General features: G+C 61.1%; 9 protein-coding genes and 2 rRNA genes (1 of these 11 only partly in view). 6 read left to right on the top strand and 5 right to left on the bottom strand.

Annotated elements, in window-relative coordinates; all coding sequences use genetic code 11:
* From VGE08_RS07680 to VGE08_RS07670, 3 genes are all read left to right on the top strand, one after another.
* A 23S ribosomal RNA gene (locus tag VGE08_RS07680) occupies nt 1-1,507 on the top strand; it begins 1,398 nt to the left of the window's first position.
* Nucleotides 1,508-1,661: 154 nt separating this feature from the next.
* Nucleotides 1,662-1,777: ribosomal RNA gene (rrf, locus tag VGE08_RS07675) — 5S ribosomal RNA — on the top strand.
* Nucleotides 1,778-1,896: 119 nt separating this feature from the next.
* Nucleotides 1,897-2,061 (top strand): hypothetical protein, encoded by a 165-nt coding sequence (locus tag VGE08_RS07670; protein WP_331067275.1) that lies wholly within the window; start codon nt 1,897-1,899, stop codon nt 2,059-2,061.
* Between the two features lie 68 nt (nt 2,062-2,129).
* Here the strand turns inward: VGE08_RS07670 and VGE08_RS07665 are convergent, their stop codons facing one another.
* The 4 genes from VGE08_RS07665 to lexA form a co-directional block, all read right to left on the bottom strand.
* Entirely contained in the window at nt 2,130-5,282 is a 3,153-nt protein-coding gene (locus VGE08_RS07665) for an error-prone DNA polymerase (RefSeq protein WP_331067274.1), read from the bottom strand.
* Between the two features lie 193 nt (nt 5,283-5,475).
* A complete protein-coding gene (locus tag VGE08_RS07660) occupies nt 5,476-6,909 on the bottom strand; it encodes a DNA polymerase Y family protein (RefSeq protein ID WP_331067273.1) in 1,434 nt (477 codons plus the stop codon).
* Nucleotides 6,910-6,913: 4 nt separating this feature from the next.
* Entirely contained in the window at nt 6,914-7,666 is a 753-nt protein-coding gene (gene imuA / locus VGE08_RS07655) for a translesion DNA synthesis-associated protein ImuA (protein WP_331067272.1), read from the bottom strand.
* A 32-nt stretch (nt 7,667-7,698) separates the two neighbouring features.
* Nucleotides 7,699-8,400: a transcriptional repressor LexA gene (gene lexA, locus VGE08_RS07650; RefSeq protein WP_331067271.1), complete on the bottom strand. Its 702-nt coding sequence runs from the start codon at nt 8,398-8,400 to the stop codon at nt 7,699-7,701.
* A gap of 377 nt (nt 8,401-8,777) precedes the next feature.
* Here lexA and VGE08_RS07645 point away from each other — a divergent pair, with 377 nt between their 5' ends.
* Nucleotides 8,778-9,335 (top strand): RNA polymerase sigma factor, encoded by a 558-nt coding sequence (locus tag VGE08_RS07645; protein ID WP_331067270.1) that lies wholly within the window; start codon nt 8,778-8,780, stop codon nt 9,333-9,335.
* Nucleotides 9,332-10,252 carry an anti-sigma factor gene (locus VGE08_RS07640; RefSeq protein WP_331067269.1) on the top strand — a complete coding sequence of 307 codons (921 nt, stop codon included), beginning with the start codon at nt 9,332-9,334 and terminating at the stop codon, nt 10,250-10,252. Before VGE08_RS07645 ends, VGE08_RS07640 begins: the two co-directional genes overlap by 4 nt.
* Nucleotides 10,253-10,365: 113 nt before the next feature.
* On the opposite strand, the gene VGE08_RS07635 is transcribed toward VGE08_RS07640, so the two are convergent.
* A complete protein-coding gene (locus tag VGE08_RS07635; protein ID WP_331067268.1) occupies nt 10,366-11,406 on the bottom strand; it encodes a sigma-54 dependent transcriptional regulator in 1,041 nt (346 codons plus the stop codon).
* 407 nt (nt 11,407-11,813) lie between these two features.
* Here VGE08_RS07635 and VGE08_RS07630 point away from each other — a divergent pair, with 407 nt between their 5' ends.
* Complete coding sequence (locus VGE08_RS07630; RefSeq protein ID WP_331067267.1) at nt 11,814-13,232, top strand: nucleotide sugar dehydrogenase; 1,419 nt, start codon at nt 11,814-11,816, stop codon at nt 13,230-13,232.
* The last annotated feature ends 6 nt before the right edge of the window (nt 13,233-13,238 follow it).

Genomic DNA, 13,238 nt, shown 5'->3' with positions numbered 1-13,238 from the left:
GCCCGGTGTGATTGCGATGGGGTGACGGAGAAGGCTAGCTCAGCAGGGGTTGGTTCCCTGTTTAAGCATGTAGGAGGAGTTACCAGGCAAATCCGGTAGCTCATTAACTCCGAGGTGTGATGACGAGGCTCCACGTGAGCCGAAGTGAGTAACGCCCCGCTTCCAGGAAAAGCCTCTAAGCTTCAGATCACATTGGACCGTACCGTAAACCGACACTGGTGGGCGAGCAGATAATCTGCCAAGGCGCTTGAGAGAACTCGGGTTAAGGAACTCTGCAAATTGATACCGTAACTTCGGAAGAAGGTATGCCTTCGACGGTGTAGGGACTTGCTCCCGAAGCTGTTGAAGGTCGCAGGTAATCGGTGGCTGCGACTGTTTATCAAAAACACAGGACTCTGCGAACACGCAAGTGGATGTATAGGGTCTGACGCCTGCCCGGTGCCGGAAGGTTAATTGATGGGGTTAGCCGCAAGGCGAAGCTCTTGATCGAAGCCCCGGTAAACGGCGGCCGTAACTATAACGGTCCTAAGGTAGCGAAATTCCTTGTCGGGTAAGTTCCGACCTGCACGAATGGCGTAACGCTGGCCACACTGTCTCGACCCGAGACTCAGTGAAGTTGAAATCGCTGTGAAGATGCGGCGTTCCCGCGGCAAGACGGAAAGACCCCGTGAACCTTCACTACAGCTTTACACTGAACTTTGAACCTTCTTGTGTAGGATAGGTGGGAGGCTTTGAAGCCTGGGCGCTAGCTCAGGTGGAGCCAACCTTGAAATACCACCCTGGAATGTTTGAAGTTCTAACCTAGGTCCGTAATCCGGATTGGGGACAGTGTATGGTGGGTAGTTTGACTGGGGCGGTCTCCTCCCAAAGAGTAACGGAGGAGTGCAAAGGTACGCTCAGCGCGGTCGGTCATCGCGCTCTAGAGTGCAAAGGCATAAGCGTGCTTAACTGCGAGACGGACAGGTCGAGCAGGTACGAAAGTAGGTCTTAGTGATCCGGTGGTTCTGTATGGAAGGGCCATCGCTCAACGGATAAAAGGTACTCCGGGGATAACAGGCTTATTCCTCCCAAGAGTCCACATCGACGGAGGAGTTTGGCACCTCGATGTCGGCTCATCACATCCTGGGGCTGTAGCAGGTCCCAAGGGTATGGCTGTTCGCCATTTAAAGTGGTACGCGAGCTGGGTTCAGAACGTCGTGAGACAGTTCGGTCCCTATCTGCCGTGGGCGTTGGAAACTTGAGGGTGAGCTGTCCTTAGTACGAGAGGACCGGGATGGACGCACCTCTGGTGTTCCGGTTGTCACGCCAGTGGCACTGCCGGGTAGCTATGTGCGGACGGGATAAGCGCTGAAAGCATCTAAGCGCGAAGCCCCCCCCAAGATTAGGTTTCCCTGGGAACTCGATTCCCCTAAAGGGCCGTCGCAGACTACGACGTTGATAGGCTGGGTGTGTAAGTGCAGCAATGCATTGAGCTAACCAGTACTAATTGCCCGTGAGGCTTGACCATATAACACCCAATCAGCTTGGGTTTTATCTGGACCTTGTTGATACTCAATGTGACATCGGTTCTTTGAACGAAGTCCTGAGTCGAAATGTTGTCAAAACAACTCCGAATTCACTGTGGTCGACAGCAGATGTCGGCCACGACGTGAGCCAGTTTGCCTGGCGGCAATAGCGAGCGGGAACCACCCGATCCCATATCGAACTCGGAAGTGAAAACGCTTTGCGCCGATGGTAGTGTGCCCTGCGGGCATGCAAGAGTAGGTCACTGCCAGGCTCTTAAATGTAGCGAAAGCCCCGACGGAGTATTCCGTCGGGGCTTTTTGCTCAGGTGCGATTGCATCGCTGCGCTACAGCAACCAACCAATTGCTTCAGGTAATCAGGGGTTGAACAACATGAACACGCTGGAACGCCGTCGGCTCGTCAAAGCCCAGGTCATCGACGTCAAGGTGGCCAAGACCGCCGTGAGCGCCTCGAAACGCCAGCGTGCCGAGGCAGTCAAAGTGCTCCGCAAGGACATGGCTGCCGAGCATTTCAACCAGCTGCGCGCTGCCAGCTGAGTTTCTCTCTCCGATAGATTCCCAAGATAGATTTCCGAAGGTCGCCGTTCGTGCGACCGCTCCCCGTGTTAGTGGAAGTCGCGCGACTTGCGCGGCAGTGTTCTCACCCAGTGGGAATAATCTTCCACTTCAGTCGCCACCACGTGCACGACCGATTCCACGCTCTGTAATTCCCCCGTCACGACCATGAAGTTCGACTGCAGGATGCGTTGTCGATACAGCTCGAAAACCGCCGGCCAGAAAATGATGTTGTTGATGCCGGTCTCGTCTTCCAGCGACGCGAAGATCACGCCATTTGCCGTCTGCGGATGCTGCAGGTGAGTGACCAGTCCGCCCACGCGAACGGTGCGGCCATGGCGCATCGAGTCGAGCTCGCGGCGAGTGGCAATTCCTGACGCACGCAGCTTGGGTCGCAGCACCGCCATTGGATGCCGCCCGGTGCTCAAACCCATCTGCCGGTAGTCGCGCTGGATCTCCTCCCACTCGGTCGGCACCGGCAAAGAAGGCGCGGACTCCGCGGCCGCATGTCCCGCCAACGCGCCTGGCAGACTTTCGATACCCAGCGCATTCCAGAAAGCTTCATTGCGATGCTGGCTCAAGCTGCGAAATGCGCCGCTCAATGCGAGAGCTTTCGCGGCACGCGACCTAAATCCCGCGCGATATGCCGCATCTTGCACTGATTGGAAAGGCGCGACCGCACGCGCGGCGACGATGTTCATTGCGTCTTCCTTGCGCAAACCTTTCACCAGGCGCATGCCCAGTCGGATCGCATGCCAGCGGACTCTGCGGCCATTCGGGTCGTCGCGCTCTCCATCCGGCTCGAGCGTGCAGTCGTAGTCGCTGCACGTGATGTCTACAGGCAGAATTCTTACGCCCTGGCGCTTCGCCTGCTCCAGCAATTGCGCTGGCTGATAAAAGCCCATGGGTTGGCTGTTGATCAGCCCCGCGATGAACGCCGCGGGATGATGGCACTTCAGGTAACTGGAGAAGTACGTCAGCAGCGCGAACGACGCCGAGTGCGATTCCGGAAAGCCGTATTCGCCGAAACCCTGGATCTGCTTGTAGATCTGTTCGGCGAAGTCCGGTGTATAGCCGTTGTCCAGCATGCCGCTCATCAGCTTGTCGCGATACATCTCCATCTTGCCGCTACGCTGCCAGGCTCCCATCGCGCGGCGCAGCTGATCCGCTTCGCCGGGTTTGAAATTGGCGGCGACGATGGCGATCTGCATGACCTGTTCCTGGAAGATGGGCACGCCCAAGGTCTTCTCCAGCACGGGACGCAACTTCTCGCTCGGATAGGGAACCTCCGCGGGCTTCATGTTCCGGCGCTGCAGATACGGATGCACCATGCCGCCCTTGATCGGCCCGGGCCGCACGATCGCGACCTCGATCACCAGGTCATAGTATTTCCTCGGCTTGAGCCGCGGCAGCATGCTCATCTGCGCCCGGGACTCGATCTGAAAAACCCCGACGGTGTCGGCACGGCAGATCATGTCGTAAGTCGCTGGGTCATCGCGTTCGATCTGCTCCATGCTCGTGGGGCCTGTCCCTGCAGTGGCCAGCAGCTCGAAAGTCTTGCGCATGGCCGTCAACATGCCCAGCGCGAGCACATCGACCTTCAACAGGCCGAGCTCTTCCAGATCGTTCTTGTCCCATTGGATGATGGTGCGATCGGGCATGGCGGCATTCTCGATCGGCACCAACTCGCTGATCGGCTCCTCGGCGATCACGAAGCCGCCCACGTGTTGCGATAGATGCCGCGGGAAACGCACCAGCTCCTTCACCAGCAGACACAGCCGCTGCATGACGGTTTCATCCACGTGCATGCCCTGCGCCTTGATGTTGGCATACAACCGCTCCCAGCTGTCCCACCACGCGTGCGATTTCGCGAGCCGGCCGACCACGTCCTCGCTCAAGCCCAGGGCCTTGCCGACATCGCGGATGGCGCTGCGCGATTGATAAGTGATGACAGTGGCGGCAATGGCCGCGCGCGCCCGTCCGTACTTGTTGTAGACGTGCTGAATCACTTCCTCGCGGCGCTCGTGCTCGAAATCCACATCGATGTCGGGCGGCTCGTCGCGCTCGTCGCTCAAGAAGCGCTCGAACAGCACCTTGATATCGTCGGGGTTGACTTCGGTGATTCCCAGCGCATAGCAGACGATCGAGTTCGCGGCCGAGCCGCGGCCCTGGCACAAGATGGGTTTTTTCTTCGTGCCGTCATCGGCCAGCTCCGAGCGCGCCCACTCGGTGATTTCGTGCACCGTCAAAAAGAAATGCTCGTAGCGCTTGCGCTGGATCAGAGCAAGCTCTTTTTCAATTGTGCTCCGGATTGTGGCGGACTCTCCCTGCGGCCAGCGCTTCTTGATGCCAGCCTCGGTGAGATTGCGCAGATGCTGGATGGCCGTGAGCTCCGGGGGGACGATTTCATTCGGATAGTTGTATTGCAGGCTGCGTAGCGAGAACTCGCAGCGGTCCGCGATCTTCAATGTCTCGTCGAGCAGGTCGGGGGGATACAGCTCCGCCAGCACGTCCCGCGGCCGCAGGTGGCGTTCGCCATTGGGATACAAACGATGTCCGGCGTCTTTCACTGTGCAGCCATGCCGAATGGCAGTCACGGTGTCCTGCAATGCGCGGCGGGATTCGACATGCATGTGAACGTCGCCACTGGCCACCAGTGGCAAGCCAAACGATTGGCTCAGCCGCCGCATCGCCGCCAGGTGCTGCGCGTCGTCGGGCTGACGCAGCATCTCGACCGCGATCCAGCCGCGGTCCGGAAAGAACTCACGTAACCAGCGCGCCTCGGAAGGCCGCGCATTGCGAGGAGCGACCCACAGCGCCAGGCATTCGCCCAAGTCTTTTTCGAAATCACCGCGCGATAGATTGTAAGTTCCCTTGGTCGACTCAATACGGCCGCGAGTGATGAGCTGACAGATTTGCGCATAGGCGCGCTGCGAGGGCGCCAGCAGCACCACGTGAAAATCGTTGGGACAGCGAAATTCCGCGCCGATGATCAGCTTCAAACCGCAGTCCTCGGCGGCTTCGAGCGCACGCACCACGCCGGCCATCGAGCATTCATCGGTCAGGGCCAGCGCCGAGTAGCCGAGGTTGTAGGCCTGATAAACCAGCTCGCCCGGATGCGACGCGCCGCGCAGGAACGTGAAGTTGCTGACGCAGTGAAGCTCGGCGTATTGGATCTCGCGTGAAGGTATGGTTCGAGTCATGGAGACACCGGTCCTCTCCCACCCCTCACCCCGACCCTCTCCCACCCCTCACCCCGACCCTCTCCCACAAGGGGAGAGGGAGCCAGAAGGGGAGGGAGCCAGAAGATGTTTCTTAGCCCCTCTCCCTTTGGGAGAGGGGTTGGGGTGAGGGGAGAGGAGAGAGGAGCTGGCGTTCGAGTCATGGGGTTCGACCTCAGGACCAGAACCCATGCAGATGCCAGCTGCCATCGCGCAGATCCTTGAAGATCCACAGCGCGGCGCCTTGCTGGGTGCGCGCGATGAAATAGTCGCGCCGTACATCTCCGCCATCCCACCAGCCGCTTTCGATGCGTTCGGCACCGGCAAGCGCCGGCATGCCGCTCAGCTGGAGGGGCTTGGGCTCGGGCAGCAGCCACAGCGGCCGATCCGGGAAATCCAGAGGGGGACACTTTTCGCCTGGATCTGCCGTGGTCCAGCTGTGCTCCGGGCGATGTTCGGCGACGGCCTTGACTCCATGCACTTGAGTCTCGCCCACCCGAGCGGCGATCCGATCGATGGTGTGGTGAAGATCTTCGCTTTGCTCCGTGAAGCCGCTCAGCATGTCCACGTGTAAACCGGTGGGCATGGCGAACTCGTCGACCGACAATTCCAGCGCCACGGATGCCAGGGGAAGTGCCGTGCGCTCGAGCCGCTCTCGTGTCAGCGCGAGAAAACGTTCGCTGCTGCGATCGGGCATCGACAGGCCGATCTCCAGCGAAGTCGCGACGCTATCGCGATGAATGAAACGCAGCGTGAACCGTTGCACTCCGGTATCGCGAGCCCGCAGAAAGCCGACGAGCTCGCGTAGCATGCGACGCAGAGGAAACAGCAATGCCTCGGTACTATGAACCTCCGCATCGAGCTCGAAACGCGCGTGATATTTCGGTGGCAGGCGGTAGGTGGGCCGCGGGTCGGGCGCGGCGCCGATGAGCCGATCGAGGTAATTGCACACCTCGGGTCCGAATCGCTTGGCGACGCCGTCGCGAGGCAACCCCACCAGCATTCCGACCGTACGTACTCCGACAGTCTGCAATTGCTGCGGAATCCATGGGTCGAGATTCAACCAGCTCACGGAAATGACATCGATTCGCGCGCGCAGCGCCGCCAGAGTGGTGATCGCGACGCGTACGCCTGTGCGAGCCAGCAATGCCGAACCTTCCAGCGTCGGCGCGATGCCGAGCTGATAGCTATAGGAAAGCTCGCGCAGCTCGGCTTCCAGTTTTTCGATGAGCTTGCGGAAGCCGCCGAACAGACGCAGGCTGGCGCCGATTTCCAACCACAACGCCGTGGTCCGGGCTCGCTGCAGATCAGTGAACATCTCGCCGAGGATCACCGTGCCACTGAATTGATAAGCCCAGGCCGCCAAACGTTCCAGCGCGGCTTGCTCGGCGGTCAGCCGGCGTTCCAATGCAATCACTTCCGGCAGGATCGCCAGCACCGTGGTGAAATTCATGGCCGGCTTCAATCCGACCCGTTCGGCGGCGGGATTGCAGCAGACCACCGAGCGCACGCTGCCTTCCAACACCGTCACGACAGTGGCCTTCTCGCTGTGCTCGCATTGCAAAGCCTCGAGAGGCAACTGGGGCAGGGTGATGCAGAGCCAGAGCATGGCATCACAGCGGTTGGCGGTTGGTGGTTGGGGGTTGGTGAGGAGGGGCAGTGGAGATATCAGTTTCCGGTGCGAGAACAGCTGTGCTGTTCTGACCATCCGCTAACCGCCAACCGCTAACCGCTTCAACTGACATGCCGGCCCGCGCGCCCCGGCACTTGACGATATCGATGCTCAGCTCGCCATTGCTGGCCGCTTGCAACCGCAGCCGGACCGCAGCGGGCGAAGATTCACGGGCCGCGGCGGGAGAGCGATAAACAAAGCCGATGCTGCTGCCGGCCTCAGCCGCCAGTTGCAGCCGCCGCACCTCGCGATCGCGGATCGTCTGCGGCCACACCAATACCGCGCCGAACGATTTACAACGCAATGATTGTTCCGCGGACCACAGCACATCGGTCGTGCTCTGCGCGCGAATGATCCAAAGATGCTCCAGCCGCAGCCCATGGCGAAGCAGGGCTGGAGCGAAAGGAATATAAGGCGGCGCGATCATGGCCACGTGCCGTTCGCTTTGCGTGATCTTCGCCAGCGCGGGCATCAACAAGCGCAGCTCGCCGATGCCATCGCTCACCGGCATCAGCTCGACCACGGTGCCCGATTGCCAGCCGCCGCCGGGAAGCACGGCATCGAGACTGGCCGAACCGCTGGGCTCGATCCGTGGCGGCGGCCCTTCGCGGCCGTTGCGACACAGCCGCGCGAGTTGCTCCAGCGTCTCGGCCCGGGATGCTGAAAAGGGGACAGATTTAATTTCTCCCCCCATGGCTCGATCACCGCTCATGTTCCATGGACAAATTAAATCTGTCCCCTTTTCAGGGGCAGCAGCGTAGTGCGGATGACTCCTACCGCCAGTCCCTCAATAGACAGTTCCTGTTCACGCAGATCGATTTCGATGGGCCGATATGCCGCGTTGGCGGGCTCCAGCCACACGGTGTGCCCTTGCCGGCGGTAGTACTTCACCGTCGCCTCGTCGTCATCGACCAGGCGGGCGACGACGATCTGGCCGCTGCGAACCTGTGAGGTTTGATGGACGGCGAGCAGGTCGCGATCGAGAATGTCCGCGTCCTTCATGCTGTCGCCGCGCACGCGTAACAAGAAATCGGCGCGCGGTCTGAACAGCGACGCATCGACGGTGACATGCTCTTCTATATGAGAAGCCGCGAGGATGGGCGCGCCGGCGGCGATCCGGCCCAGCAACGGCAGGCTCATCGAGTCCGGGGTGGGCGAGTCCAAGGTAGCGCGCTTTGAACGTAATCCGGTGGTGCCGGCCGGCGCGGAGGAGAATTCTTCCCGCAAACGAATGCCGCGAGAGATCCCCGGCACCAGCTCGAGCGCGCCCTTGCTCTGCAAGGCACGCAGATGCTGATCGATGCCCTGGCGATTCCTGAGCCCCAGGCCTGCGGCGATTTCTCCCCGGGTCGGCGGCAGCCCGTCGCGTTCCATGAAGCGACGGATAAAAGCCAATACTTCCAATTGCTTGCGAGTGAGGTCGGACATGTGCGAGTGGCGCTGGCGCCCTGGCCAGGGCGGTACCAGACAAACGTCTGGTAGAGGAGTCTAGGTCCCTTCGCGCGGCACTACAAGGGATGTGCGAGGCCATGCATCGATGGTTACGGGCGTGAAGCTGAACGTGCCCGGGATAAACGGGAGCAAAAATGTGATCGAGTTGGCGTACGCGAATACCGATGAATCCCATCGAAGGACCCCCGGCGAATAAGTGCTTGCGAGTATCCCTTAAACATCCGATCAACCTTTTGACGGGCTGGCGAATTGCAGTGACAGTCTCCGCTATACTTCCGGCTCCCTACACTTCGCTAATCGCACTGACCAACGACGATGCGACGCGAACCACAACAGCTCAGAGCCGCCCCCGAATGACGGACTCCGTACTCGCTCGAGTCGCACAAGGAGATGCGCGTGCCGTGCACGAGTGCATCGATCAATTCGGCAGTCTCATCTGGTCGATTGCGCGGCGTCTGACGCGCACCCGCGCCGATGCTGAAGACGCCGTACAGGAAATTTTCACGGATGTCTGGCGCAGCGCCGGCCGTTTCGATCCCGCGCAAGGCTCGGAGAAAGTCTTCGTCGCCACCATCGCCCGGCGCCGGTTGATCGACCGCATGCGGCGAGCCGCGCACCAGGCACGCACCGAATCCACGGACGACATCGATTCGTTGGGCTTCGCCGATTCGGGCAACAGCGCCGAGGTCTGTGCCGAAGCTTCAGCGGCAGCGCGCGCGGTGATGCAGTTACGGCCGGAACAAAGGCAGGTGCTGGAGCTTGGCATCCTGCAGGGGTTGAGTCATTCGGAAATTGCCGATGTGCTGCAAATGCCGCTCGGTACAGTCAAGACCATGATGCGTCGTGGGTTGATCCAGGTACGTGAATTGATGGGCATACAGAATGCTGCCTCCGACGGGGTGCGCTCATGAGCAACTCGGTCATGCAGAACCCCAGGCTGGTGGAACTGTTGGTGCAGCGAGCCGTGGATGGCCTGAACTCTTCCGAACGCGCCGAGTTGAAGCAGTTGCTCTCCGAAGAGAAGTACGACGATGCCGGTCGCTTCGAATATACCGCCGCGGCGTTGCTGCTCGCCGGCGACGTGGAGAGTCACGAGCCGGAGGAAATGCCGGACGACTTGCGCGAACGGCTGATGATGCAGGCGGATACCTTCGCCGCCTCGATGCCGCCGCCGTCGCGACAGGTCACTGCGCAGCCGCGAGTCATCAGTATCGCCGGGCGCTCGCGCTCGGCGACGCCGGCTCCTTCTATCACTGCGGCGCCGAAGGCGCAGCCATCGCAGCGTTCATCCCGCAAGTCGCCGTCCTGGCAGAGCCAGGTGGGTTGGTTCGCCGCCGCTGCGAGCGTGTTGATCGCGATTGCTGGCTGGTGGCCGCGCTTGCAGATGGGCGAGGATCCGACGACCGAGACGCCTGTCGTCGCCACCACGCTGGAACAGGAGCGGGAACAACTGCTCGCCCAGCAAGGCGTGCTGACGCGGACCTGGCAAACCACGCAGGACCCGGCCGCCAGCGGCGTCACCGGCGATGTGGTCTGGGACCCGCGCACTCAGAATGGTTATCTGCGCTTCCGCGGTCTGCAGGCCAATAACTCGGACGAGCAGCAATATCAGCTGTGGATCTTCGACAGCACGCGCGATGAACGCTATCCGGTGGACGGCGGCGTGTTCGACGTGCCTCCCGGGCAACGCGAAGTGATCATTCCCATCACCGCCAAGCTCGAGATCCGCGACCCGGCGCTGTTCGCCGTCACCATCGAGAAACCCGGCGGCTCGGTAGTCTCCAGCCGCGACCGCATCGTCGTCATCGCCCCGGTCGCCGCCGGCTGACCGGCCCATCGATCAGAAATCCGCGCACATAAAAGAGCGGCCCTCTGCTAGAGGGCCGATAGCGGGTCGATCGATGACGGGTGCTGGTCTCGTGTAAATCAAACTCTGGCAAGTCAGCCCGGCAGGGGCACGCTGGTGCCGACGCCTGGAATGTGGCGACTGATGCTTTCGTGCTCGGCGCGTTCGCGGGCGTAGCTGTTCAATTTGTTGTAGAGCGTTTTCAGGCTGCAGCCGAGCACGGCGGCGGCGCGGCGTTTGTCGCCTTCGCAATAATCCAAAGTGACTTCGATCAGCGAGCGCTCGGCTTCATCCAGCCGTGAGCCCAGAGGAACGTGCACGCCGGCCGGGCGCGGCGGTTCGATGGGTTCGGCGGCTCGAGTCGGCATGGTGATGGACAGGTCCACGTCGAGAACTTCGTCGGCGAGGATGAAACTGCGCTCGACGGTGTTCTTCAACTCGCGCACATTGCCTGCCCAGCGGCGCGCGCTCAATGCTTCGAGGAACGAGGGCGAGAAACGTTTGGTCACATCGCTGCCGCGATTGAGCGTGCTCAGGAAATATTCCGCCAGCAAAGGCACATCGCCAGGGCGCTCGCGCAATGGCGGGATGTGCAACGGGAACACCGCCAATCGATACATCAAGTCCTCGCGCAGCTGGCGATTGGCCACCGCCTCGGTGACATTGCGATTGGTTGCCGCCACCACTCGAATATCCGTTTTGATCTCCTGCGTGCCGCCGACGCGATAGAAGCGGCCGGTCTCCAGCACACGCAGCAAGCGCGTCTGCATGTCCAGCGGCATCTCGGTGACTTCGTCGAGGAACAATGTGCCGCCGGTGGCGCGCTCGAACACGCCGGCGTGCGAGCGCGAAGCGCCTGTGAAGCTGCCCTTCTCGTAGCCGAACAGCTCGGCCTCGATCAACGATGCGGGAATGGAGCCGCAATTGATCGCGACCAGCGGGCCCTGTGCGCGGTGGCTCAGGTTGTGAATGCATTCGGCGACCAGCTCTTTGCCGACGCCGCTCTCACCCATGATCATGACGGTGGCTTCGGTGGGCGCCACGCGCTGGATCAAGCCGAAGACCTGATGCATCGCATGCGAGCGCCCGAGGAGGTTGCCGAGGCCGTTCTCGTGCAGCGTTATCGGTGCGTCCACTGTGTAATCTCTCCCCAAAAACCACTGAAAGGATTCGACTGAAAAGCCGACTGAAGAATAACCACACGCTCGAGTTGAAAAGCCTGCTTCGATTTTCGCTGTCCAACTCGCACGCGCGTGTCGTCGTGCGTGAGATGCAAATTCTTCAAGCGCGGGCCGAGTTCCTTTGTAAGAAAGTTTTTTCGGCGCTGTGAAAGTAGGCAATTTCCAGCGTCGAGACAGTTGACGCTCGAAGCGCCGTAAAACCCTGCGATTCAAGGCATCTCGCTCATTGGCGACAGCAACACCTGACGCAGCATGGCGACGCTTTTTCGCTGTGCGTAATGGCGGCATAGAACTTGCCGTTCTGAAGGGAACCGAGTGCTGGCGCGAAGCGTCGCTCGGTACTTTCATTACGGAGGCAAGTGATGGCGTTGCAGATCGATAACGTGAGCGCCGAGGCACAACGTGCTCGCCGTGGCTGGTTGCGGGAGAGCGCGCAAGATGAAGATCTCGCCCCGGGCTCGCCGCGTCGAATCAGCATTTTCGGCCTCGGCTATGTGGGCGCGGTCTCGCTGGCGTGTCTGGCGCGCGACGGCCACGAGATGTTCGGTGTGGACATCGATCCCGGCAAGCTGGAGCTGTTGCGCCGTGGTCAGGCGCCGATCGTCGAGACGGGCATCCAGGAGCTGACACGCGCCGTGATGCGCGGGGGCACCGTCAGCGTGACCGATTCGGTGCGCGATGCAATTCTTGCCACTGACATTTCATTCGTCTGTGTCGGTACGCCGGCTCGTTCGAACGGCAACCAGGACCTGGCCGCCATCACCCGCATCGCCGAGCAGATCGGCGCAGTGCTGCCGGAGAAGCAGACTCGGCACATCATCGTGGTGCGCTCGACAGTCAAGCCCGGCACGCTCGATGAAGTCATCAAGCCGGCCATCGAGGCGGCCTCCGGCCTGCAGGCGGGGCGCGATTTCAGCCTGTGTTTCCAGCCGGAGTTCTTGCGTGAAGGCACCTCGATCAACGATTACGACAATCCCCCACTGACAGTCATCGGCGCCGATGACGAGTATGCCGTCGTCGCCTTGCGTAGCATCTTCGGCCATTTGCCCTGCGAGTTCGTACACACCTCCGTGCGCACCGCAGAGATGCTCAAGTACGCGTGCAATGCCTTCCATGCCTTGAAGGTGACGTTTGCCAACGAGATCGGCCGGCTGTCGCAGTCGGCTGGCGTCGATCCGCACGAAGTGATGAAGCTGCTGTGCATGGATCGTCAGCTCAATATCTCCTCGGCCTATCTGCGGCCCGGCTTCGCGTTCGGTGGCTCGTGTCTGCCGAAGGACCTGAAGGCGCTGCTATATCTGGCGAAGAACAACGATGTGGAGCTGCCCATGCTGAGCAGCGTGTTGCCGAGCAACGCCGCTCACATCGAGCACGCCGTGGAGCGCGTGCTGGCGAGCGGCCGCCGCGCGGTCGGCATGATCGGGCTGAGCTTCAAGTCCGGCACCGACGATCTGCGCGAAAGCCCGATGGTGATCATGGCCGAGCGCTTCATCGGCAAGGGCCTGCCGCTGTGCATTTTCGATCCTCAGGTGAACGTGGCGCGGCTGATCGGCGCCAATCGCCGTTTCATCGAGGAGAGCATTCCCCACATTGCCTCGTTGATGACCACCGATCTCGACGCGCTGGTGCGCGATTCCGAGGTGCTGGTGGTGGCCATGAAAACGCCCGAAGTGCTCGCGGCATTGCGGGCTCACACGCGTCCGGATCAACTGCTGCTGGACATTGCCATGCTGCCCGACCGCGATGCGTATCGCGCCGCCTATCAGGGCGTGTGCTGGTAGCGGACC

This window comes from Steroidobacter sp. (assembly GCF_036406195.1).
Taxonomy (GTDB): domain Bacteria; phylum Pseudomonadota; class Gammaproteobacteria; order Steroidobacterales; family Steroidobacteraceae; genus Steroidobacter.
This window is presented reverse-complemented; position numbering and strand designations above follow the sequence as displayed.